General features: G+C 64.4%; 25 protein-coding genes. 18 read left to right on the forward strand and 7 right to left on the reverse strand.

All coding sequences use genetic code 11. The annotated features are described in order from the left end of the window. Positions 1-25 precede the first annotated feature (25 nt). The 3 genes from AC56KZ_RS14965 (at position 26) to AC56KZ_RS14975 (ending at position 1,755) form a co-directional block, all read left to right on the forward strand. Entirely contained in the window at positions 26-580 is a 555-nt protein-coding gene (locus AC56KZ_RS14965; RefSeq protein ID WP_497162973.1) for a cytochrome c oxidase assembly protein, read from the forward strand. Then, the gene (locus AC56KZ_RS14970; RefSeq protein WP_497162974.1) at positions 580-801 is read left to right on the forward strand and encodes a DUF2970 domain-containing protein; all 222 of its coding nucleotides are present in this window, start codon (positions 580-582) and stop codon (positions 799-801) included. The genes AC56KZ_RS14965 and AC56KZ_RS14970 overlap by 1 nt, the downstream gene beginning before the upstream one ends. A gap of 63 nt (positions 802-864) precedes the next feature. Beyond that, positions 865-1,755, forward strand: a complete 891-nt coding sequence (locus AC56KZ_RS14975) for a cytochrome c oxidase subunit 3 (protein ID WP_497162975.1) — start codon at positions 865-867, stop codon at positions 1,753-1,755. Positions 1,756-1,813: 58 nt separating this feature from the next. Here the strand turns inward: AC56KZ_RS14975 and AC56KZ_RS14980 are convergent, their stop codons facing one another. Beyond that, a complete protein-coding gene (locus AC56KZ_RS14980) occupies positions 1,814-2,014 on the reverse strand; it encodes a twin transmembrane helix small protein (protein ID WP_497162976.1) in 201 nt (66 codons plus the stop codon). 42 nt (positions 2,015-2,056) lie between these two features. Here AC56KZ_RS14980 and AC56KZ_RS14985 point away from each other — a divergent pair, with 42 nt between their 5' ends. Genes AC56KZ_RS14985 through AC56KZ_RS15010 form a run of 6 tightly spaced genes read left to right on the forward strand, consistent with a single transcriptional unit; the run spans position 2,057 to position 7,080 of the window. Further along, positions 2,057-2,782, forward strand: a complete 726-nt coding sequence (locus AC56KZ_RS14985; protein ID WP_497162977.1) for an SURF1 family protein — start codon at positions 2,057-2,059, stop codon at positions 2,780-2,782. Then, positions 2,775-3,365, forward strand: coding sequence for an SCO family protein (locus AC56KZ_RS14990; RefSeq protein WP_497162978.1), 591 nt, complete (start codon positions 2,775-2,777; stop codon positions 3,363-3,365). Before AC56KZ_RS14985 ends, AC56KZ_RS14990 begins: the two co-directional genes overlap by 8 nt. A gap of 4 nt (positions 3,366-3,369) precedes the next feature. After that, on the forward strand, positions 3,370-4,518 hold the full coding sequence (locus AC56KZ_RS14995) for a COX15/CtaA family protein (RefSeq protein ID WP_497162979.1): 1,149 nt from the start codon (positions 3,370-3,372) through the stop codon (positions 4,516-4,518). Further along, positions 4,515-5,405, forward strand: coding sequence for a heme o synthase (gene cyoE / locus AC56KZ_RS15000; RefSeq protein ID WP_497162980.1), 891 nt, complete (start codon positions 4,515-4,517; stop codon positions 5,403-5,405). The genes AC56KZ_RS14995 and cyoE overlap by 4 nt, the downstream gene beginning before the upstream one ends. A gap of 15 nt (positions 5,406-5,420) precedes the next feature. After that, complete coding sequence (locus AC56KZ_RS15005; RefSeq protein WP_497162981.1) at positions 5,421-6,008, forward strand: SCO family protein; 588 nt, start codon at positions 5,421-5,423, stop codon at positions 6,006-6,008. A 25-nt stretch (positions 6,009-6,033) separates the two neighbouring features. Further along, on the forward strand, positions 6,034-7,080 hold the full coding sequence (locus tag AC56KZ_RS15010) for an AI-2E family transporter (RefSeq protein ID WP_497162982.1): 1,047 nt from the start codon (positions 6,034-6,036) through the stop codon (positions 7,078-7,080). A gap of 10 nt (positions 7,081-7,090) precedes the next feature. Here AC56KZ_RS15010 and AC56KZ_RS15015 read toward each other — a convergent pair whose 3' ends face one another. From AC56KZ_RS15015 to nhaR, 4 genes are all read right to left on the reverse strand, one after another. Beyond that, complete coding sequence (locus AC56KZ_RS15015; RefSeq protein ID WP_497162983.1) at positions 7,091-8,644, reverse strand: hybrid sensor histidine kinase/response regulator; 1,554 nt, start codon at positions 8,642-8,644, stop codon at positions 7,091-7,093. 2 nt (positions 8,645-8,646) lie between these two features. Further along, positions 8,647-9,450 carry an alpha/beta fold hydrolase gene (locus AC56KZ_RS15020; RefSeq protein ID WP_497162984.1) on the reverse strand — a complete coding sequence of 268 codons (804 nt, stop codon included), beginning with the start codon at positions 9,448-9,450 and terminating at the stop codon, positions 8,647-8,649. Between the two features lie 87 nt (positions 9,451-9,537). Beyond that, a complete protein-coding gene (locus AC56KZ_RS15025; RefSeq protein WP_497162985.1) occupies positions 9,538-10,905 on the reverse strand; it encodes a hemolysin family protein in 1,368 nt (455 codons plus the stop codon). A gap of 90 nt (positions 10,906-10,995) precedes the next feature. Continuing rightward, positions 10,996-11,883: a transcriptional activator NhaR gene (gene nhaR / locus AC56KZ_RS15030; RefSeq protein WP_497162986.1), complete on the reverse strand. Its 888-nt coding sequence runs from the start codon at positions 11,881-11,883 to the stop codon at positions 10,996-10,998. A 104-nt stretch (positions 11,884-11,987) separates the two neighbouring features. Here nhaR and AC56KZ_RS15035 point away from each other — a divergent pair, with 104 nt between their 5' ends. From AC56KZ_RS15035 to AC56KZ_RS15070, 8 genes are all read left to right on the forward strand, one after another. Beyond that, a complete protein-coding gene (locus tag AC56KZ_RS15035) occupies positions 11,988-13,049 on the forward strand; it encodes a DUF475 domain-containing protein (protein ID WP_497162987.1) in 1,062 nt (353 codons plus the stop codon). 221 nt (positions 13,050-13,270) lie between these two features. Further along, positions 13,271-13,846: a TerD family protein gene (locus AC56KZ_RS15040; RefSeq protein ID WP_497162988.1), complete on the forward strand. Its 576-nt coding sequence runs from the start codon at positions 13,271-13,273 to the stop codon at positions 13,844-13,846. A 43-nt stretch (positions 13,847-13,889) separates the two neighbouring features. Further along, complete coding sequence (locus AC56KZ_RS15045; protein WP_497162989.1) at positions 13,890-14,585, forward strand: TIGR00266 family protein; 696 nt, start codon at positions 13,890-13,892, stop codon at positions 14,583-14,585. A 20-nt stretch (positions 14,586-14,605) separates the two neighbouring features. Beyond that, positions 14,606-15,187 carry a TerD family protein gene (locus AC56KZ_RS15050; RefSeq protein WP_497162990.1) on the forward strand — a complete coding sequence of 194 codons (582 nt, stop codon included), beginning with the start codon at positions 14,606-14,608 and terminating at the stop codon, positions 15,185-15,187. Positions 15,188-15,353: 166 nt separating this feature from the next. Continuing rightward, entirely contained in the window at positions 15,354-15,572 is a 219-nt protein-coding gene (locus AC56KZ_RS15055; RefSeq protein WP_497162991.1) for a CsbD family protein, read from the forward strand. A gap of 191 nt (positions 15,573-15,763) precedes the next feature. Then, on the forward strand, positions 15,764-16,162 hold the full coding sequence (locus tag AC56KZ_RS15060) for a GntR family transcriptional regulator (protein ID WP_497162992.1): 399 nt from the start codon (positions 15,764-15,766) through the stop codon (positions 16,160-16,162). After that, positions 16,159-16,932 (forward strand): ABC transporter ATP-binding protein, encoded by a 774-nt coding sequence (locus tag AC56KZ_RS15065; protein WP_497162993.1) that lies wholly within the window; start codon positions 16,159-16,161, stop codon positions 16,930-16,932. Before AC56KZ_RS15060 ends, AC56KZ_RS15065 begins: the two co-directional genes overlap by 4 nt. Continuing rightward, positions 16,929-18,356 carry a hypothetical protein gene (locus AC56KZ_RS15070; protein WP_497162994.1) on the forward strand — a complete coding sequence of 476 codons (1,428 nt, stop codon included), beginning with the start codon at positions 16,929-16,931 and terminating at the stop codon, positions 18,354-18,356. The genes AC56KZ_RS15065 and AC56KZ_RS15070 overlap by 4 nt, the downstream gene beginning before the upstream one ends. Positions 18,357-18,378: 22 nt before the next feature. Here the strand turns inward: AC56KZ_RS15070 and AC56KZ_RS15075 are convergent, their stop codons facing one another. Both AC56KZ_RS15075 and ggt read right to left on the reverse strand, forming a co-directional pair. Then, positions 18,379-19,263, reverse strand: a complete 885-nt coding sequence (locus AC56KZ_RS15075; protein ID WP_497162995.1) for a dienelactone hydrolase family protein — start codon at positions 19,261-19,263, stop codon at positions 18,379-18,381. Between the two features lie 78 nt (positions 19,264-19,341). Beyond that, complete coding sequence (gene ggt / locus AC56KZ_RS15080; RefSeq protein WP_497162996.1) at positions 19,342-21,099, reverse strand: gamma-glutamyltransferase; 1,758 nt, start codon at positions 21,097-21,099, stop codon at positions 19,342-19,344. A gap of 181 nt (positions 21,100-21,280) precedes the next feature. On the opposite strand from ggt, the gene pstS reads away from it, so the two are divergent. Further along, entirely contained in the window at positions 21,281-22,324 is a 1,044-nt protein-coding gene (pstS, locus tag AC56KZ_RS15085) for a phosphate ABC transporter substrate-binding protein PstS (RefSeq protein WP_497162997.1), read from the forward strand. The last annotated feature ends 66 nt before the right edge of the window (positions 22,325-22,390 follow it).

The raw sequence follows: 22,390 nt of genomic DNA on the forward strand, positions 1-22,390 counted from the left end.
CTTGTGGATGTAAGGTAATTTTTAGATGAGCTACAGCCCGACCGAGCGCCTGCGCCTGAACCGCTCCACCTTCGGCAAGCTGGTGGTGGTGGCGATCATGATGTTCGGCTTCGGTTATGCGCTGGTGCCGGTCTACCGCCAGATGTGCGAGGTGCTCGGCATTAACGTGCTGACCCAGCAGGACGGCACCGTCGAGCGTCCGGCCAATACCCAGGTCGATAAAAGCCGCCTGATCACGGTGGAGCTCGACGGTAATTCGCAGGGCTCGTGGCGATTTCGCCCGACCACGCGCAGCATCCAGGTGCATCCGGGCGAGCTGGCAACCGTCGTGTACGAGGTCGTCAACACCCAGCCGCGTGCAGTCAAGGCGCAGGCGATACCGAGTTATGCGCCGCAGTCGGCGACGCCGCATTTCAAGAAAGTCGAATGCTTCTGCTTCCGCGAGCAGACCATGAAGCCGAACGAAGCGCGCCAGATGCCGGTGGTATTCTTCATCGACCCGAAGCTGCCGAAGGAAGTGAAGACGATTACCCTGTCGTACACGTTTTTTGAAATCGGCGGGGCAGTGGCGGCCAAGTGATGGATCCCGACCCGCATACCCCCGAACCCCGCCGCCAGTCGTCGTTCGTCAGGTCGATGAAGGCGGTGTTCTGGTCGTTTTTCGGGGTGCGCAAGCGCCGCGACTACGAGGACGATGCGGTCAACCTGAATCCGCTGCACGTGATTCTCGCGGCCTTGCTGGGTTTGATGATTTTTATCGGCGTGCTGGTTCTCCTGGTGAGAATCGCGGTCGCGCAGTAAGCGTCGCGTAGTAATACAGTTTTTCAGCAATCCATTCAAAGAAGATTGATTTAGGAGACGAAGATGAGTTTGCCAAACACCGCGCCACACGGCACGCCAGTAAGCGCGCACGCCGCGCCGCATTATTTTGTGCCGGGCCCTTCGATGTGGCCGATGGCGGGCGGCATTGCGATGCTGGTGACCATGCTCGGCGCGTCCGCCTGGGTCAACAGCGCTTCCTGGGGGCCGGCAGTCTGCCTCGCCGGCATCGTCGCGATGCTGGTCGTGCTCTACTTCTGGTTCGGCGACGCCATCGGCGAGTCGGAATCGGGTCAGTACAGCCGGAATATCGATTCGTCCTTCCGCTGGTCGATGAGCTGGTTCATCTTCTCGGAAGTGATGTTCTTCGCCGCCTTCTTCGGCGCGCTGTTCTATGCCCGCACCATCTCCATGCCCTGGCTGGCCGACCTCGACCACAAGGTCCTGTGGCCCGACTTCGCCGGCCACTGGGGCAACACCGGCCCGGCCGGCGTGGTCGAAGGTTTCAACACGATGGGCCCGTTCCCGATCCCGACCATCAACACCGCGCTGCTGCTGCTGTCGGGCGTGACGCTGACCATCTCGCACCACGCGATCCGCGCCGGCCACCGCCGCAACACCGCGGTCTGGCTGTTCGCCACCATCCTGCTGGGCGCGATCTTCATGGGCTTCCAGGTCTATGAATACATCCACGCCTACCAGGAACTGAACCTGAAGATGACCTCGGGTATCTACGGCTCGACCTTCTTCATGTTGACCGGTTTCCACGGCTTCCACGTGACCCTCGGCGCGATCATGCTGTCGGTGATCCTGTACCGCGTGCTGCGCGGCCACTTCACGCCTGACAACCACTTCGGTTTCGAAGGCGCCGCCTGGTACTGGCACTTCGTCGACGTGGTCTGGCTCGGTCTGTACGTGGTCGTGTATTGGTTGTAATTTAGTTGTTTGGCAGCCTTAAGCGGGGACAGTCACACATGTGGCTGTCCCCGTGTTGTTAGCGGATGCCGGTTGGCTGGATCCAGCCCATCTTGTACGACGCCAGCAAAATCAGGAACAGGGTGATCGACAGGCCGACGCGCATTGCCAGGGCCTGGACCGTGCGGTTGCTCTGGCCCTTGTCCTTCATCAGGAAGAACAGCGCCGACCCAAGGCTGGCGATGATCAGGATGAAGGCAATGGCAACGAAGATTTTCATGGTCGGCCCGGCAGTAGGGGTTCAGTAAGGGATTTCATTGTAATGCGTTTGGCATTTCGTTTTAGGACCATTCCTTTTCTTGCGACGGTGCTGCTGGTTGCCCTGGGCCTGGTGCTGGGCAATTGGCAGATGCGTCGGGCCGAGGAGAAGCTGGCGCTGGCGGCGCGCATGGCCGAGCGTTCGGCAGCGGCGCCGGTCGCCCTCGGTGGCGCGAATGTCCCCACGGATCTCGAATATCGGCGGGTGCGGGTGACGGGGGAGTGGGTTGCTGGCTGGCCGCTGTTCCTGGATAACCGGCCGCAGGATGGCAGGGCCGGGTTCTATCTGGCGATGCCGTTTAAAATAGCGGGATCAAGCACACATGTGCTGGTGCTGCGCGGGTGGCTGCCGCGCGATGCGCGCGATTATGCGCGCCTGCCCGAGTTCGCCACGCCGGCCGGTTCGGCGACGATCGAAGGGATCGCCACCGCCAGTGCCGGCAATGTCATGCAGCTCGGCACCAAGGCGGCCCTGAAGCCTGGCGCCGTCGTCCAGAACCTGACGCCGGAGGAAGTGGCGCGCGCCAGCGGACTGCGCCTGCAAGCCTTTTTCGTGCAGCAGACCGGTCCCGCCGCGCCGGGTGAAGCGCTGGTGCGCGACTGGCCGGCGCCGGCAAGTGGCGTCGACAAGCACCATGGCTATGCCTTCCAGTGGTATGCGCTGGCCGCGATGGCGTTCTTATTTTTCGTGATAACGGGATTTCGAAGTGGAAGAAAACAAGTTGTCTAATCAAAAAAAGCGCATGTCGGGGCGCTGGAAGCTGTTCGCGCTGCTGATGGTGTGCGCAGCGCCCATCATCGCTTCCTATGTCACCTATTACATCATCAAGCCGGGCGGGCGCACCAACTACGGCGCCTTCATCGACCAGCGCGCGCACCAGATGCCGGACCTGGCCACCACCACGCTCGACGGCCGCCCGGAAAAACTCCAGCAATACGCCGGCAAGTGGGTCATGCTCAAGGTCGGCGGCGGCGCCTGCGAAGAAGCCTGCCTGAAGCAGCTGTTCGCGATGCGTCAATGGCGCACGATGCAGGGCAAGAACATGGACCGCATCGAGCGGGTCTGGCTGATCACCGACAGCGCGCCGATCGACACCAGGATCATCCGCCAGTACGACGACCTGCACATGCTGCGCGTGGCGCCCGAGTCGCTCGTGAAATGGCTGCCGGTGGAGCAGGGCGGCAAGCTGGAAGACCACATCTTCCTGATCGACCCGCGCAGCAACCTCATGATGCGCTTCCCGAAAGACCCGGACCCGCGCCGCGTGCACAAGGACGTCGCCAAGCTGCTCAAAGCGTCCGCGATCGGATAAAAGCATGAGCGCCGGCACCCTGTTCCAGCTTGCACTGATGGGCCTGTTCGTGGCCAGCATCCCGCTGACCATGGTCTGGCTGTCGAGCGACGCCAACAAATACCGCAAGCTGGTCTGGGTGATGGCCTTCCTCACCTTCGACCTGATCGTCTTCGGCGCTTTTACCCGCCTGACCGACTCGGGCCTGGGCTGCCCCGACTGGCCGGGCTGCTACGGCGCGGCCAATCCGTTTATCGCCCACGAGCAGATCGCCGCGGCCGAAGCGGCGATGCCGACCGGTCCGGTGACGCAGGCCAAGGCCTGGATCGAGATGATCCACCGCTACCTGGCCATGGGCATCGGCGTGCTGATCATGGCGCTGATGTTCCAGTCGATCCGCCAGTGGCGCAAGACCCGCTTGCCAGCGTTTGCGCCGGCGATTCCCGTCGCGCTGTTCGTCTTCGTCTGCATCCAGGGCGCCTTCGGCGCCTGGACCGTAACCCTCAAATTGCAGCCGGTGATCGTCACCATCCACCTGCTGCTGGGCATGCTGCTGCTGGCCATGCTGGTGTGGCTGGGCGCGCACCAGGACCGTTTGCTGGCGCCACTGGTCCCGAGCCCGAACCCGGGCGGCCTGCGTGGACTGCGCACCCTGGCCCGGCTGGCGGCGCTGGTGCTGATCGTCCAGATCGCCCTCGGCGGGTGGGTAAGCACTAACTACGCAACCCTGGCCTGCGACGAATTCCCCCTGTGCGACGGACAGCTGGTGCCCGACATGGACTTCGAGCATGGCTTCACGCTGTGGCGCCAGCTCGGCATGACGGCGGCCGGCGACTACCTGCTGTTCCCGGCCCTGGTCGCCATCCATTGGGTGCACCGCAATTTCGCGATCGTGGTGACGCTGGTGCTGGGCTGGACCGCCTGGCGCGCCATGCGCGAGCCGGCGCTCGGCCGCACCGGGCGCCTGCTGGCGCTGGCCCTGGTCGCGCAGCTGTTCACGGGCGTGGCCACGGTGTTCTTCAACTTCCCGCTGGCGATCGCCGTCTTGCATAATGCCGGCGCCGCGGTCCTTGTGGTACTGGTGACCATGTTAAACTACAGGGTCAAGACCTTACTCGACGTGTCGCAGCGCAGCCCCGCGAATGCGGACGCCCTTGCGAACTCGTATCGATGACCACCCAGACCGCCATCCAACCGCTCAACCGCATCGCCCAGTACTGGACGCTGACCAAGCCACGGGTCACCCAGCTTGCGGTGTTCTGCGCCGTCATCGGCATGTTCCTCGCCACCGACGGCTTCCCCGGCTGGCGCGTCCTGATCGCCGGCACCGCCGGCATCTGGCTGCTGGCCGGCGCCGCCTTTGCCGTGAACTGCCTGATCGAGGCGGAGATCGACGCGCGCATGGCGCGCACCGCGCGCCGCGCCACTTCCACCGGCGAACTGACGCGCAACCAGACCCTCGTTTTCTCCGGCATCATCGGCGGCCTCGGCATGCTGATCCTGTACACGCTCGTCAATCCGCTGACGATGTGGCTGACCCTGGTCACCTTCGTCGGCTACGCCGTCGTCTACACCATCTACCTGAAGCCGGCCACGCCGCAGAACATCGTCATCGGCGGCCTGTCGGGCGCGATGCCGCCGGCGCTGGGCTGGGCCGCGGTGGCCAACGAGGTGCCGATGCAGGCCTGGCTGCTGGTGCTGATCATTTTCGTGTGGACGCCGCCGCATTTCTGGGCGCTGGCCATGTACCGGCGCGACGATTACGCGCGCTCGGGCCTGCCGATGCTGCCGATTACCCACGGCATGGACTACACCGGCCACCAGGTCTGGCTGTACTCGCTGGCGCTGTTTGCGACCACGATGCTGCCCTTCGCGGTGCGCATGAGCGGCCTGATCTACCTGGCGGCGGCGGTCGTGCTGAACCTGATGTTCATGCGCCATGCATGGCGCGTGCACAAGCACTACACCGACCAGACGGCGCGCAAGGCCTTCGCTTTTTCGATCGTCTACCTGTCGCTGCTGTTCGCGGCGCTGCTGGTCGACCATTATTTTCGGTTTTAATTGGCCGCTCTCGAGATGAAAAAACTGATCATTGCGTCGATGCTCGCGCTGGCGGTCCTCGCCGCCGGCTGCGACAAGCTGTCCTCGAAGCCCGCCGCCTTCCAGAATACCGACCTGACCGGGCTCGATTATGCGAAAGGGTTTTCGCTGACCGACCACACCGGCAAGGCGCGCACCCTGGCCGACTTCAAGGGCAAGCTGGTGGTGCTCTTCTTCGGCTACATCCATTGTCCCGACGTATGCCCGACCACGATGGCCGAAATGGCCGCCGTCATGAAGGAGCTCGGCCCGTCCGCCGACGATGTACAGGTCCTGTTCGTCACCCTCGACCCCGAACGCGACACCCAGCAGGTGCTGTCCGAATACGTGCCGGCCTTCGACAAGCGTTTCCTCGGCCTGCGCGGCACGCCGGAACAGACGGCGGCGACGGCCAAGGAATTCAAGGTTTTTGTCGCCAAAGTCAAGGGTACGGAACCGGGCAGCTACACGGTCGACCACACGGCCGGCAGCTATGTCTTCGACCGCGACGGCAGGGTGCGCCTGTTCCTGCGCCACGGCCAGGGGCCGGCTCCGATCGTCCACGACCTGCGCCAACTGCTTTAATCAAGTAACGACACACGCACCCCGAATGGAAGAGCGCCCAGCAAGGAACTACACCCGCATCGCCACCGTCGTCCTGCTCACGCTGGGCTGCCTCTTCGTTCTGAAACCCTTCCTGCCGGCGATCCTGTTCGCCGCCGCCGTCGTCATTTCTTCCTGGCCGCTCTACCTGCGGGTCCTGTCCTGGATGAAGGGCCGCCGCTCGCTGGCGGCGCTGACGATGACGCTCTCGCTGACCCTGCTGGTCATCATTCCGCTGGCCACCGTCGCCTACAACCTGGCCGACGACGTCGCCACTACCTTCGGCGAGCTGCGCAATGCAATCGAACACGGCGAGCTGCTGCCGCCAAGCTGGGTGCGCGACCTGCCGTTCCTCGGCGAATGGGTCGACAGCTACCTGCGCCAGCTGGTCGCCAGCCGCGACCAGATGCTGGCCCTGGCCCAGCGCATGCTGGAGCCGGCGCGCAAATACCTGATGGCCGGCGGCCTGATGCTGGGCGGCGGCGTTGTGCAGATGAGCCTGGCCGCCTTTGTCAGCTTCTTCCTCTACCGCGACGGCAATGCGTTGATCGCGGTGACCTCGGCGATGATGAGGAAAGCGATGGGCGAGGGCGCCCAGGCCGTCACCGACATCATCGGCCAGACCACGCGCAGCGTCATGTACGGCTTGCTCGGCACGGCGCTGGCGCAGGCGCTGGTGGCGGCGATCGGCTTTGCGATTGCCGGCGTGCCGGCGGTGCCGCTGCTGTCGGTGATGGTATTCCTGTTCTCGCTCGTCCCGGTGGGGCCGCCGATGATCTGGGGCGGGGCGGCGATCTGGCTGTTTTCCCAGGGCAGCACCGGTTGGGGCATCTTCATGCTGGTCTGGGGCGCCTTCCTGATCAGCGGCGTCGACAACGTGGTACGGCCGATGCTGATCAGCCGCGGCACCAGCCTGCCCTTCCTGCTCACCTTATTGGGCGTGCTGGGCGGCGTTCTCGCCTTTGGCTTCGTCGGGATGTTCATCGGCCCGGTGCTGCTGGCCGTGGGTTATTCGCTCATTACGGAATGGGCGGGGGCGCGCGAGGCGAGCTAGAGTGCCCACCCTAGGCCAGCAAGGACCTTAATCGTTCGAAATCGATCGGCTTGGTGAGATGGTGGTCGAAGCCGGCATCCATCGCCAGGCGTTTATCCGCTTCCTGGCCCCAGCCGGTGGCGGCGATCAGGAGCATGCCGGCGCCGCCGGGCAGGGCGCGCGTGCGGCGCGCCAGTTCGTAGCCGTTCATGTCGGGCAGGCCGATGTCGAACAGCGCCACTTCGGGCGCGAATTCGCCGACCGCGCTGAGCGCCGCTTCGCCGCTGTGCACGGCGCGCGCCGTGCAGCCATACAATTCCATGAACATGACCAGGGTGTGGGCGGCGTCGGCGTTGTCGTCGACGATCAGGATGCGCCGCGCGTGCATGCCCTGGGCTTGCGCCGGCGCGGCCACGGCGCGCGCCGCGCCGGGGGCGAGCGGCAGGCGCACGGTGAAGGTGCTGCCCAGGCCTTCGCCCGCACTGTCGGCGCTGATGCTGCCGCCATGCAGCGTCAGGATGCCGCGCACCAGTGCCAGGCCGATGCCCAGGCCGCCCATCGAGCGGTCGAGCGCCGGTTTGAGCTGGGAAAACATGCCGAAGACACTGTCGAGCGCCTCGGGCGGAAGGCCGATGCCGTTGTCGCGCACTTCGATCAGCGCTTGATCGTTTTCAATCCAGGAGCGCAGCGTGATGGCGCCGCCGTCGGGCGTGTACTTGGCCGCATTGGTGAGCAGGTTGACGACCACCTGGGTCAGGCGCGTGACGTCGGCATCCACGACCACATCCGGCCCGGGCAGGGTCATGGTCAGCGTATGACCGGCCGCCGCCATCTGGGCCGAGGTGTCGTGCGCCGCGCTTTGCAGGATGCCGGCCAGCGCGACCGGGGCGCGGCGCAGCTCCATGCGGTCCTGGGTGATGCGCGAGATGTCCATCAGGTCGTCCACCAGGTGCGTCAGGTGGTGCAGCTGGCGATCGAAAATGCCCAGCAGGCGCGCCGGCGGCGGGCCGTCGGTGCGGGCCAGCTTGAGCACTTCAAGGGCGCTGCGCATTGGCGCCAGCGGGTTGCGCAGTTCATGCGACAGCGTGGCCAGGAACTCGTCCTTGCGGCGGTCGGCGTCGGACAGCTCGGCATTGAGCGCGCGCAGTTTCGTCTCCGCTTCGAGCTGGGCCGCCAGGGCGCGCTCGGCGCTTTTGCGCGCCGCGAGCAGCTCGCGTTCGTAGGAGCGGCGATCCCTGACCACGAACAGCGCCCATTCGTCGTGCACCGTATCGCCATGGCGGCGGCGCGCGATGTTGGCCAGCATCGGTACGCGCTGCTGCTGGTAATCGAGCACTTCGATCTGCAATTCCGCGATCGAGCCCTGCATTTGCAGGATCGGTTCGCAATGGGTCTGGTGAAACACGCGCGCCCCGATCGGAAGCCGGTCGTGCAGCCTGGTTCCCACCAGCGCGTCCGCTTCGATACCGAGCCAGGCGCAGAGGGTCGCGTTGGCGCGCAGGACCAGGCCGCTGCGGTCGGTGACGAGCAGACCGCAGCCGGCCTGCTCGTACAGCAACCCAACCTCAGGCAGCGTCCTGTCCATGATCATCGCAGGTGCGCGTCCAGGAAGTGGTTGATCGCGAGCGTACTGGCGCTCGGCGCGCTCATGTGCGGGCAGTGGCCGATGTTGTCGATCACGTGCAACGCGCTCTGCGGCAGGTGGCGGTTCAGGTAATCGCCGACGCTGCGCGGCGCGATCAGGTCGTCGCTGCACTGCAGGATCAGCGCCGGGATGGACGAGCGCGGCACGTCCGCGCGATGGTCCGACAGGAAGGTGACTTCGGCGAAGTGCCGGGCAATCTGGGGATCGTTGCGGCAGAAGCTGGTGGTCAGTTCCAGCGCCAGCTCCGGCTGGCCCGGCGCGCCCATGATCGCCGGCGCCAGGTTGCTCGACCAGCCAAGGTAGTTCGAGTCCATCGTGTCGAGCAGCTCCTCGATGTCGCCGCGCGAGAAGCCGCCGATGTAGTCGCCGTCGTTGATGTAGCAGGGCGACGGTCCGATCATGATCTGCGCGGCGAAGCGCTGCGGCGCCGCGATCGTGGCCAGCATGCCGATCATCGAACTGACCGAATGGCCGACAAAGATCACCGGCCCCTCGGCGCATTCCTCGACAATTTCCAGCAGGTCGGCGGCATGGGCGTCCAGCGTGGCGTACTTGTCGCGGTCATACAGGGCAAGCTCCGAGCTGCCGCTGCCCATCAGGTCATACTTGACCACGCGAAAACGGTCTTCGAAGGCCGGCGCCATCATGCGCCACATGGCCTGGTCGCAGCCGAAGCCGTGGGCAAAGACCATCGTGGCCTTGCCGCGCCCGGAAACGGACACGTTATGGCGCGTATGTACGGACATGCTGTTTTCCAATGCAGAAAGGAGATCTTATGAAAGAGGAAATTATAGCCCGCCCGATCGCGCGCACGTTTGGGCTGTGCGGGGCTGTCAGCCGCGCTCTTCGGCGTCGCCGCGCGCCAGTTGCGGGATCACCTTCACCAGCAGGATACGCGGGCCATTGGTTTTCTTGACTACCACGTCGAACTTCGGGAATTCGATGCGCTGGCCCTGTTTCGGGATATCGCCCAGCTTTTCCATCAGCAGGCCGCCGACCGATTCGACATCGTCCAGGCCCATTTCCTCGTTGTCGATGTCGATGCCGAGCAGGCGCTCGAGCGAATAGATCGGCAGGCTGGCCTTGCCGATATAGGTGCCGTCCGCCTGCGGCAGCCAGTCGTTCTCGTTCATGCGGAATTCGTCGCGGATCTCGCCGACCATCGCGCCCAGCAGGTTGTCGAGCGTGATGAAGCCGACCGGGCGCTTGCCCTTTTCGCCGATCAGCGCGAAGTGCGGGGCCCCGGTGCGGAAACGGCGGAAGATGTCCTGGGCCGGCGTGCGCGCCGAGATCGTCTCGACCGGGCGCAGGTAGGGTGACAAATCGCTGATCTCCTTGCCGGCCTGCTGGGCGAAGAACAGGTCTTTCAGGTGGATCACGCCGAGTACTTCCTCGCCTTCCTCGTCGAAATATGGATAGCGCGAGAACCGGTTGCGGCGCACGGTGTCGAGGTTTTCCTCGATCGACAGATCCTCGTGCAGGGCGATGACTTCGTTAATCGGGCGCATCAGGTCGGACGCGGCCATTTCCGAAAATTCGAGCGACTGCGCCAGGATGTGGCGCTCGTCGTGGGTGAACTTGTCCTTGCCGCCGCCGGTACTGCTACCGGTGTTGGTGCTCGTATTCGTGCGCAGGATGAGTTTCAGTTCGTCGGTCGAGTAATGGGTCTCGTGGCTGCCGGAACCGGCCAGGCCCGCCACGCGCAACACGCCGTTGGCGCTCTTGTTCAGCACCCAGATTGCCGGGTACATGGCCCAGTAAAAACCATACAGCGGCAGCGCACACCACAGCGCGACCACTTCCGGAATCCGGATCGCTAGCGATTTCGGGGCCAGCTCGCCGACCACGATGTGCAGGAAGGAAATGACGCTGAAGGCCACGAAGAAGGACACGCCGTGGATCACTTGCGGCGAGGTCACGCCGAGCATGGCGAAGACCGGTTCGAGCAGGCTGGCAAAGGCCGGTTCGCCGACCCAGCCCAGGCCGAGGGAAGCCAGGGTAATGCCGAGCTGGCAGGCCGAGAGGTATTCGTCGAGCTGGCCGTGGACCTTGGACAGGATCCGCCCGCGCAAGCCGGTGGTCTTGGCAATCGCCCGCACCCGTGTCTTGCGCAGCGTGACGATACTGAATTCCGCTGCGACGAAGAAGCCGTTCAGCGCCACGAGGAACAGCGCCAGAACGAGAAATAAAATATTTTCCATAGAAACGGTGAGTTGATAAAAGGTACTGCCGATATGCATTGTACAACTCAAGCGGAAACGGACTTCCGCAGGGGGAGCAGCGCCGGTCCCTCAGTGCATGGAAGCGAGGATAGCGGCGACGGCCGGATGCTGGATCTTGCGCTCGTTCGAGATCGCATAAAACTGTTCGCGCACCTGGGGCACGCGCCCGACCAGCACCGCCTGCAATTGCTCGAGCAGGTCGCTCGCCAGCGCCGCCGGCGCGAAGAACAGGCCGAGGCCGCGCCGCCCGAAGGTATTGAGCAAGGCGTTGTCCTCGAACTCGCCGACGATATCGGGGTGCACCCCCTGCAATTCGAACCATTCGTCGATTTTGATGCGCAATGCATTATTCCGCGTCGGCAGCAAGAAAGGCGCGCCGTTCAGTTTCTTCGGGAAATCTTCCGAATAGGTCGCCGCCAGGCCTGCCGTGCCGACTACGGTCATTTCGCTTTCGAACAGCAGGTGGCTGAACACGCGCAGGGTGCTGCCGGTGGAGAGGGCGCGGTCGGTCAGCACCACGTCGAGCTTGTGCAGCGCCAGATCGGCCAGCAGCGCTTCGTGCTGGTCTTCGAAGCAGACCAGGCGCACCGGCATGGCAAGCCGGGTCGTTGTCTCGAGCAGGCGGAAAGCGGTGAGTTTGGGCAGGGAATCGGCGATGCCGACGGTGAGGCGGGTACGCAGGTTGCCGTCGCCGTCGAGCGCTTCCTGCATCTGTTCGCCGAGCAGGAAAATCTGGTCGGCATACTTGTGCGCGACCTCGCCGGCTTCCGACAGCACCAGGCGCCGGCCCTGCTGGGTGAACAAGACCTTGCCGACCGCTTGTTCAAGCAGCGTAATTTGGCTGCTGACGGTTTGCACGGCCAGGCCGAGCCGCTCGGCCGCGCGCGTGATGCTACCCTCCTTGGCGACCACCCAGAAGTAATATAGATGCCGGAAATTTGTGCTGGCGTTTTTCATGTCTTCCGTTTTTCCGAAGTAATCATTCGATTATCTTCGCTTTTTCAAGGATTGTGTGTGCGTTACACTGCGTCCTATCAATTTCACAATGGGGAAAATTCAACATGAAACACTTTAGAGGATCGATCCTCGTCGCAATCGTCTGTCTGGCCATCGCCGCCTGGTGGGGCTTCAAGCAGGGTGGCACGTCCGGGGCCATGACGGCACTCGGCGTCGCCGTCATCCTGTCGATCATGGAAGTCTCGCTGTCCTTCGACAATGCCGTGGTGAACGCCTCGGTGCTGAAAAACTGGAACGAATTCTGGCTCAAACTGTTCCTCGGCCTGGGCATGATCATCGCCGTGTTCGGCATGCGCCTGGTATTCCCGTTGGTCATTGTCGCTGTCGCGGCCGACCTGGGCGCGGCCGAGGTGTGGAACCTGGCGCTGACCAATCCAAAAGCCTTCTCCGGGCACCTGACGGCGCACCATGCGGAAGTGGCGGCCTTTGGCGGCATGTTCCTGCTGCTGGTCTTCCTGAACTTCCTGCTCGACGACGAGAAGGAAACGCACTGGCTGGGCACTTTCGAACGCAAGCTCGGTTCCATGGGCCGCGTGTCGTCGATCGCGGTGATGGTGGCCCTGGCTGCCCTGCTGTTCGCCTCGACCTTCGTGGAAGACGCACAAAGGATGATCGTCCTGATCGCGGGTATCTGGGGCATCCTGGTCTACGTCGGTGTCGACATGATCAGCGGCCTGCTGGAAAAGAGCGAAGAAGCGGGCGGCGACGTCGGCGACATGGTCAAAAAGGGCGGTATCGGCGGCTTCCTCTACCTCGAAGTGCTCGACGCATCGTTCAGCTTCGACGGCGTGATCGGCGCCTTCGCGATCACCAGCGACGTCGTCATCATCATGCTGGGCCTGGCCATCGGCGCGATGTTCGTGCGTTCGATGACGGTCTTCCTGGTCAAGAAGGGCACGCTCGACGAGTTCGTGTACCTGGAACACGGCGCGCACTACGCGATCGGCATCCTGGCCGTGATCATGCTGGTCAGTATGAAGATGCACGTGCCCGAGCTGGTGACCGGCCTGACCGGCGTGGCCTTCATCGTGGCCTCGCTGTGGTCCTCGATCCAGTACAAGAAGAAGCATCCCGCAGTGGAAGAGCATGAGAAGCAGATAGCGTAAGGTTTACTGCGTGGAGTCGGGACTCCACCCTACGAGAGCCGGGCAGTTGTAGCGTGGGCTCTCGAGCCCACGCGGTACACCGCAAGCACAGCAGCACAGAATGTCGCCCAGCGCCACAAGCGCTGCGCCAACAAACCGCACGGCGAGCGGCAGAACACCAGCTCGCTGCGCGTGGTTTACCGGTGTTCAACAATAAGTTATCCACTTAGGAGATACACATCATGGCAATCAGTCTGCAAAAAGGCGGCAACGTCAACCTGTCGAAAGAAGCACCCGGTCTGACCAACCTGAAGGTCGGCCTCGGCTGGGATACGCGCGCCACCGACGGCGCCGCCTTCGACCTCGACGGCGCCGTGTTCCTGCTGAACGCGTCCGGCAAGGTCCGTTCGGACGCCGACTTCATTTTCTACAACAACCTGAAGTCGGCCGACGGCTCGGTCGTCCACTCGGGCGACAACACCAGCGGCGCCGGCGAAGGCGATGACGAATACGTCAGCGTCGACCTGGCCAAGGTGCCGGCCGATGTCGACAAGATCGTGCTGGCCGTGACCATCCACGACGCCGAGACCCGCCGCCAGAACTTCGGCATGGTCGGCAAGGCCTTCATCCGCTGCGTCAACGCCAGCGGCGACGCGGAAATCGCCCGCTACGACCTGTCGGAAGACGGCTCGACCGAAGCGGCCATGGTCTTCGGCGAGGTCTATCGCAACGGCGCCGAGTGGAAGTTCCGCGCCATCGGCCAGGGCTTCAAGGGCGGCCTCGGGCCACTGGCCAAGAACTACGGCGTCAACGTTTGATTCCAGCGTAAATTAACAACCGCCAAAAGGAAGCCACTTCAACATGCCAACTTTTACCGTGACCGGGGATGTCGATCCCTTCCTGCATGTGTCGATGCGACAGGGCGAGACCATCTATTGCGAATCCGACGCGATGGTGATGATGGAATCGACCCTCGACCTGAAAGGCAAGATGCGCGGTGGTATCGGCAGCGCGCTGATGCGCACCTTCGCCAACGGCGAGTCCTTCTTCCAGCAGCACATCGAAGCGACGCGCGGTGCGGGCGACTGCCTGCTGTCGCCGACGCTGCCGGGTGCGATGCAGATCGTCGACGTCGGCCCGAACAACTACATCCTCAGCGACGGCGCCTTTGTCGCTGCTTCGTCCGGCGTCGAGCTGAAGGTGCGCACCCAGAACATCGGCAATGCGCTCTTCGCCAACAGCGGCGGCTTCTTCGTCACCGAGACCGGTGGCCAGGGGCAGGTGGCGGTGTCGGGCTTCGGGTCGATGTCGGTGCTCGATGTCGAGCCGGGCAAGGATGCAATCATCGACAACTCGCACGTGGTGTGCTGGGACAGCACGCTGCGCTACGAGATCTCGATCACGACCGGCACCAGCGGTGGTTTCCTGGGTAACCTGATCAACAGCCAAACCAGCGGCGAGGGCATGGTCCTGCGCTTTTCGGGCAAGGGCAAGGTCTACGTGTGTTCGCGTAACCGTGCCGCCTTCAAGGCCTGGATGCAAACGCCCGCGAAGTAAGCCAACTAAGGAGTAATGCAATGACAGTCAGTCTGCAAAAAGGCCAGAAAATCTCGCTCTCGAAAGAGGGCGGTGGAGCATTGACCCGTGTCACGATGGGCCTGGGCTGGGACGCCATCAAGTCCAAGGGCTTCCTCGGCTTCGGCGCCAAGACCGAAAGCGTCGACCTCGACGCCTCGGTCGTGATGTTCGACGAGTCGAACCGCCCGGTCGACACGGTCTGGTTCCGCCAGCTCAAAAGCAAGGACGGCAGCGTGGTCCACACCGGCGACAACCGCACCGGCGCCGGCGATGGCGACGACGAACAGATCAACGTCGACTTGTCCGGCGTGCCGGCGAATATCCGGTCGCTGGTGTTCACGGTGAACAGCTTCACCGGCCAGAACTTCTCGCAAGTGCAAAACGCCTACTGCCGCCTGCTCGATGCAAGCGGCAACAAGGAAGTGGCGCGCTACGACCTGTCGGTGCAGGGCGCCCACACCGCCCAGGTGATGGCCAAGCTGTACCGCCACAACGGCGAGTGGAAGATGCATGCCATCGGCGAAAACGCCAGCGGCCGCACCTTCGACGACCTGATGCCGGCAATCACGCCGCACCTGTAATCGTCTGGGCAGTATCGAACGAGAAACCGGGGACAGTTCACATGTCCCCGGTTTTTCTTTTTCGAAATGTGATCCTTGTGTGCGGGTGGTAACGGAAGAGCCAGGAAGTGGGGCTTATGATGGCTTCAATGCATGGCCATCCGGGCCTGACTTTGAGGAGAACAGCATGAATCAAGACCAAGTTGCGGGCAAACTGAAAGAAATCGGCGGCAAGATTCAGGAAGAATTCGGCGATGCAATCGACAGCCGCGAGCAGGAAGCCAAGGGCCTGGTGAATCAGGCCGAAGGCAAGGTCCAGAAGAAGGTCGGCGATGCAAAAGAAGTGATCGACGATGCGACCCATGGCACCACGACCACCACGACGACGACCACCCGCCGTCCATAAAACGATCTGCCGTTCCGGCACATCGCAGAACGGTCCGCTCCATATTTGGACGGGCCGTTTTTTTACGTCCGCACGCTGCCAATCCTCCCAGCCTTTTCTGGACAAGCCCTCTGATCGACATTGTTGATATTTCGTATTGACATCGCTTCCGATCTAGTCTACTGTATTAATCAACTAATACAGCAGACACCATGACAACCCACTCCGCCCAGCTTTTTTCGATCAGTACCGGCTCTCCCGAGCCGATCTACCGCCAGCTCGTCGAGCAGGTGCGCCGCCTGGTGGCGGCCGGCCAGATGGCTCCCGGCGACGCGCTGCCCTCGGTACGCGAGGTTGCGCACGCCCTCGCGCTCAATCCGATGACCGTCTCGAAGGCCTACAACCTGCTCGAGATGGAAGGCGTATTGGCGCGCCGCCGCGGCCTGGGCATGCTCGTTGCCGAGCGCAGCGGCGCCAGCCACAGCACTGCCAGCCGCGCCGCGCTGCTGCGTCCCATCCTGGAGCGCGCCGCGCTCGAAGCACGCCAGCTCGAACTCGATTCCGACACCGTCCTTTCTCTCCTCACCCAAATCCTGAAGGAACAAGCATGAGCTCACCGACCGTCGCTCCGATCGTTGCTCCGATCGTCGAAATGTCCTCGATCAGCAAGCGTTTTGGCAGCCAGACCGTATTGAATGGCCTCGACTGGAAGATCATGCCGGGCCAGGTGGTCGGCCTGCTGGGCCGCAACGGCGCCGGCAAGTCGACCCTGCTCGAATGCCTGCTCGGGCTGCGCGAAACGGAATCGGGCAGCGTGCGCATCTACGGCGAGGACGTCGCGAACCTGTCGGACGCCACGCGCGCCCGGATCGGCTTCGTGCCGCAGAAGTCCGAGCTGTTCGACTGGCTCACGCCGCGCCAGATGCTCGATTACTTCAAGGCGCTGTACCCGCGCTGGAATGACGCCAGGACCGACGCGCTGCTGGCGCGCTGGGGCTTCGATGCGCTCATGCAGTCCAGGGCGATCGGCAAACTCTCGGGCGGCGAGCAGCAGCGCCTGTCGATCATCCGCGCCCTCGGTCCCGATCCGGAGCTGCTGATCCTCGACGAACCGGTCTCCAGCCTGGACCCGGTCGGGCGCCGCGAGTTCCTGCGCGAGCTGATCGACAGCGTCATCGAACACGGCACCACGGTCGTGTTCTCGACCCACATCCTGTCCGACTTGGAGCGGGTGGCGCTCGATGTCGCCTTCCTGAAGGATGGAAAAATCACCCTGCAGGGCCAGCTCGACGACCTGCTCGAAGGTGCGCGCGGTCTCGAAAGCGGCGTTCGCACAGAGGCAATCAGCCTGGAAGACCTGTTCATCGAGGTGACGCAATGAAGGCCGCGCTGCGTGACTATGCTGTATTGCTGCGCGCCGCAATGGCGCTGCAGCGGCCGCACGTGCATGCCGTCCTGCTTGGCGCGGCGCTGCTGGGCGCGCTCGCGGCGGGTGCGCTGGCCTGGATGAAGACGCTTGACCCGCTCGAGGTGGCGGTCAACGCCCTGCGTGCCGTCTACGCCCTGCCGGCTTGCGGCTGGCTGATGATGTTCATCGATGGTGCGATCAAGCTCAACACCCCGGCCAATGCGAAACTGGTGCCGCGCATGCGCCGTCGGGCGATGCAGATGACGGCGCTGGCCTGGCTGGCCGTTGTCGGCTGCAGCGCAGCCCTGGCGCTGGGCAGCCCGGTGGCGCCGATCCTGGTCGTGCTTGGCGCCGGCCTTGCCCTGATCCTGGGAGGCCTGGCGCGCAGCGGCCACAGTGCCGGCGCGCTGATGGTCATGGTGATCCCGATCGGGCTCTTCGCCAACAGCGCCGTGCCGCGCGAATGGTATCCGCTCTTGGGCAGCGCGCCGGTGCTGGCGCTGGCCGTGCTGCTGATGCTGGCCCTGGGCGCCTTTACGCTAGGCGCCATGTTCCCGCATGGCGGCGAGCGCCATTTCCGCCTGCGGGCGGTGCAAAAACGGGCCAGCGACCGAACCAGCGTCGAGGCGCGCGCCAGGCAGGCCCCGCTGCCGCGCATCGGCCAGTGGATCAACGACGCCGCCTCGCGGCGCATGGGTGCCCGCCGCGATGCCGGAGTCCTGCTGATGCAGCTGCTGGAATCAGGCGTGCATCCCGTCGGGCGCTTGCTGTCGATGGCCCTCCTGGTCGGGATCATCGCCGTCGTCATGGCCGTCATGCGCCGCGTGGCGGACGCGGACACGCTCACGGGACTGGCCGCCAGCTTCTGGATTGCCTTGTCGACGGTCCTGCTGCTGCCGCTGTTCGACGGCGAACGCCGTCTGATACGGCTGTCCGTCACACGTGCCGAGCAGGGCCTGGTGCGGCTGGTCCCAAGCATGCCCGGAGCGCCCGCTGCGTTCAACCGCCTGCTCGCGTCGCGCCTGCTGCTGGCCGCGCTGACCGACTGGGCGATCGTATCGATTGGCGTGCTGTGCGTGGTGGCGCTCACCGGGGCCACAGCGTCGACATTCTGGATGCAGGCCTGTCTCTGCTGCCTGACCTTGCCGATGCTGGCGGCGACCCTGCGCGACCATGCGCGCCACAGCGGTTCCGGCGGCCTGCCGCTGGTGCTGTGGCAGGCTTTGTCGCTGGGCGCCTGTTTGATGCTAGGCGCCCTGGCAGGGCGCATGTTGAATACACCCCTGCTGCCAGTGGCCGCGCTCGCATCGGTGCTGCTGGCCGTGGCGGCAGTGGCCTGGCGCTGGCGTGGCCTCGAGGCCGCACCGCACGCCTTCCCGGTCGGGCGCCTGGCCTGAACCGCCAGGCCGGCAGCGCGGATCAGGCCAGCTTGGCTTTGAAAAACGCGACGGTGCGGCTCCAGGCCAGCTTGGCCGCCGCCTCGTCGTAGCGCGGGGTCGTATCGTTATTGAAGCCGTGTTCCGTGTTTTCGTACACGAAGTGCTGGTACTCGACCTTGTTCGCCTTGAGCGCTTCTTCAAACGCGGGCCAGCCGGCCAGGATGCGCGTGTCCTTGCTTGCGTCGTGCACCATCAACGGCGCCCGGATCCTGCGCACATCGGCGACGTTGGCCTGGCCGCCATAGAAGGGCACCGCGGCGCCGAGGTCGGGCATCACGGTCGCCAGGTAATTCGCCATGGACCCGCCATAGCAGAAGCCGACGACGCCGAACTTGCCGGTCGTCTGGGGCAGGGTCTTGAGGGCGTCCGCCGCGGACAGGAAATCGGCCCGGGTCTTGACCTGGTCCAGCTTCTGGAACAGCACGCGCGCCTTGTCTTCGTCGCCCGGATAGCCACCCAGCGGATGCAGCGCGTCCGGCGCGAAAGCGATGAAGCCTTCGAGCGCCATGCGCCGCGTGACATCCTCGATATGGGGATTGAGGCCGCGGTTTTCGTGCACCACCAATACGGCCGGCAGCTTGCCCTTGGCATTCGCGGGAACCGCCATGTAGCCGCGCACCTTGCCGTAACCGCGCGGGGAAGGGAACTCCTCGTAGCTGGTCTTCAGACGGCTGTCCGTCGGCGTGACCAGGGGCGCGGCAAAGGAAGGCGACAGCTGCGCCAGCAAGGTTGCCGCCGTCAGGCCGCCGACCGCGTGGCGCGAAGCGGCGGCCAGGAAGTCGCGGCGCGACAGTTGTCCGTGCACATAGCCGTCGAATAATTCCAGTACTTCGGGATCGAAATCTTTTGCTGTCAATCGGGTCATGGTGGTGGTCTCTTGGTGTTTGGAAATATTCTCTTAGCATACGCCGCTTGTCTGCCGTGTGCTTCTGCCAGTGTTACCTTAATGACCCATCTTTTGTACCAGCGCGCTGCCGACGCCGTGGCGGCGCCCTTCGCTGACCGCCGTCACCGTGCCATCCGGGTTGAACACGATGGCGTTGGCGGCGCCGATTTCTTCGGCCGGATCTTCCCACTTGTGGCCGAAGGCGGCCAGAGCCCGTGCCTGCGGGGTGGCGGCAAAACCCGGTTCGACCGAGGTGGCCGTGCCGTTGCGCTCGGACAGGCGCGGCGCGTTCAGGGCCGCATCCATCGGCATGCCGAAGTCGATGTGGTTCACGATCGTCTGCAGGACGGTCGTGATGATGGTCGCGCCGCCCGGGCTGCCGATGGTAAACGCCGGCTTGCCGTCCTTGAAGGCGATGGTCGGGGCCATGCTGCTGCGCGGGCGCTTGCCGGCTTCCGGCACGTTCGGGTGCGGCCCTGAAAAATCGAAGTCGGTCATCTCGTTGTTCAGCAAGAAGCCGTAGCCCGGCACCACGATGCCGCTGCCGCCCCAGGATTCGATGGTGAAGGTGTAGGAGACCACATTGCCCTCCTTGTCGGAGACGGTCAGATGTGTCGTGTGCGCGCTTTCCTGGCCGAGCCGGCGCGCGGGGGCAGGGCGCAGCGGCACGCTCGGGTCGGCCTGCCAGGCATACGGGTCGCCGGCCACAACCCTGGCGGCGGCGCGGTTCACGTCGATCGCGGCGCGGCGCTGTCCCGCATACCCTTTCGAGAGCAGGCCGGCGACCGGCGCTTCGACATATTCCGGGTCGGCGAGATAGGCATTGCGGTCGGCAAAGGCGAGCCGGCTCGCTTCCAGGTAGAGGTGCTCGGCCTGCGCGCGCGGCATGGCTTTCAGGTCGTAGCCTTCGAGGATGTTGAGCGCCTCGGCCACCGCAATGCCGCCGCTGCTCGGCAGCGGCATGCCGGCGATCTGGTAGCCGCGGTAGCTGCTCATCACTGGCTGGCGGATGCGCGCCTCGTAATTGGCCAGGTCGGCCAGGGTCATTTGCCCGGGCCGCACGCTCGCACTGCCGGCCACCGGTGGGCGGTTCACGGCATCGACGATGGCGCGCGCCATCGGGCCTTCGTAGAAGGCGCGCTGGCCACGGTCGGCGATGGCGCGATAGGCCTTTGCCATGTCGGGATTGCGCAGCAGCGTGCCAGCCTGCACCGCTTTGCCGCCGCGCAGGTAGAGCGCGGCCGTGCTGCCGAACTGGCGGAATTTCGGTTCGTTCTGCTGCGTCAGCTGATGAAACGTGGCGCTGACCCTGAAACCCTTGTTGGCGACGTCGATCGCCGGCGCCAGCACCGTCTTGAACTTCATCGTGCCGTAGCGTTCCAGCGCTTCGTGCCAGCCGCGCACCGTGCCCGGCACGCCGACCGCGGCGCCGCTGGCGATCGCCTGCTCGTAGTCGCGCTCCTTGCCATTGTCGAGGAAGACCGCGGGCGTGAACGAGGCCGGGGCGGTTTCGCGGCTGTCGATGGTGACGACGCGCTTGTCCCTTGCCAGGTAGATGAGCATGAAACCGCCGCCGCCGATGCCGCAGCTGAAGGGATCGGTCACGCCCAGCGTGGCGGCGGCTGCCACTGCCGCGTCGACCGCATTGCCGCCGCGGTTCAGGATGGCCAGCGCCGACTGCGAGGCCTGTTCGCTGATGGTGGCGACGGCGCCGCCGCTGCCGGTGGCGACCGGCGTCTTTGCCAGCGCCGGCGGCGCCTGCAGGATGATCGAGAGGGACAGGCCGCAGGCGAGGGCGGTTACGGATCGGGTCATGGGCGGCAATGGGAAAGTGGAAAAGCGGACAGGTTGTCTGGCGAGCATAGCAAAAACGCCAACGCGGCGGCGCATTCGCCTGTCATGCAACCGTCACATGCACGTCACATGCCGGTCACACTGGGTCGTTAGACTGCGCTGGTTACTTGATCAACCTTCGCCAACACCGGACCACGACAACATGAAAACCAAGCAGCTGTTCAAAACGATGATCGCCGGCGCCGCCGCAGCGATGGTGATGTCTTCCTCCTTTGCCGCCGACGTCACGGGCGCCGGCGCGACCTTCCCGTACCCGATCTACGCCAAGTGGGCCGAAATGTACAAGGGCGCCACCGGCAGCAGCATGAACTACCAGTCGGTCGGTTCGGGCGCCGGCATCAAGCAGATCAAGGCCAAAACCGTCGACTTCGGCGCCTCGGACATGCCGCTCAAGGCCGCCGAGCTGGAAGAAGCGGGCCTGATGCAGTTCCCGGCCATCATGGGCGGCGTGGTCGCCGTGATCAACGTCGAAGGCGTGACCCCGGGCCAGCTGAAGCTGACCGGCCCGGTCCTGGCCGACATCTACCTCGGCAAGATCACCAAGTGGAACGCGCAGCCAATCACCGCCCTGAACCCGGGCGTGAAACTGCCGGACGCCGACATCACCGTCGTGCACCGCGCCGACAGCTCGGGCACGTCCTTCCTGTTCACCGACTACCTGTCGAAAGTGAACCCTGACTTCCAGGCCAAGATCGGCGCCGGCACCTCGGTGAAGTGGGCCACGGGCGTGGGCGGCAAGGGCAACGAAGGCGTCGCCGCCAACGTGCAGCGCATCAAGGGTTCGATCGGCTACGTCGAGTGGGCCTATGCCAAGAAGAACAAGCTGTCGCACACCCAGCTGAAGAACAAGGACGGCCAGTACCTGCAGCCGGACGACGAAGCCTTCAAGGCCGCCGCCGCCAGCGCCGAATGGACCAAGACCCCGGGCTTCGCCGTGATCCTGACCGACACCGCCGGCAAGAACAGCTGGCCGATCACGGGCGTGTCCTACATCCTGATGCACAAGGCGCAGGCTGACGCGGCCAAGGGCAAGGAAGTCGTGAAGTTCTTCGACTACGCCTACAAGAACGGCGCCGCCGCAGCAGCCGAGCTCGACTACGTGCCGATGCCGGCATCGGTCATCAAGCTGGTGCAGGGCGCCTGGAAAGTGCAGCTGAAGGATACGGCTGGCGGCGCGATTTATTGATTGAAAACGGGCGAAAGCCCGTTGTACTTACCGGATTTGCGGCGGCCCTCACAGGCCGCCGTTTTT

This window comes from Telluria sp. LT2P34, from assembly GCF_059685915.1.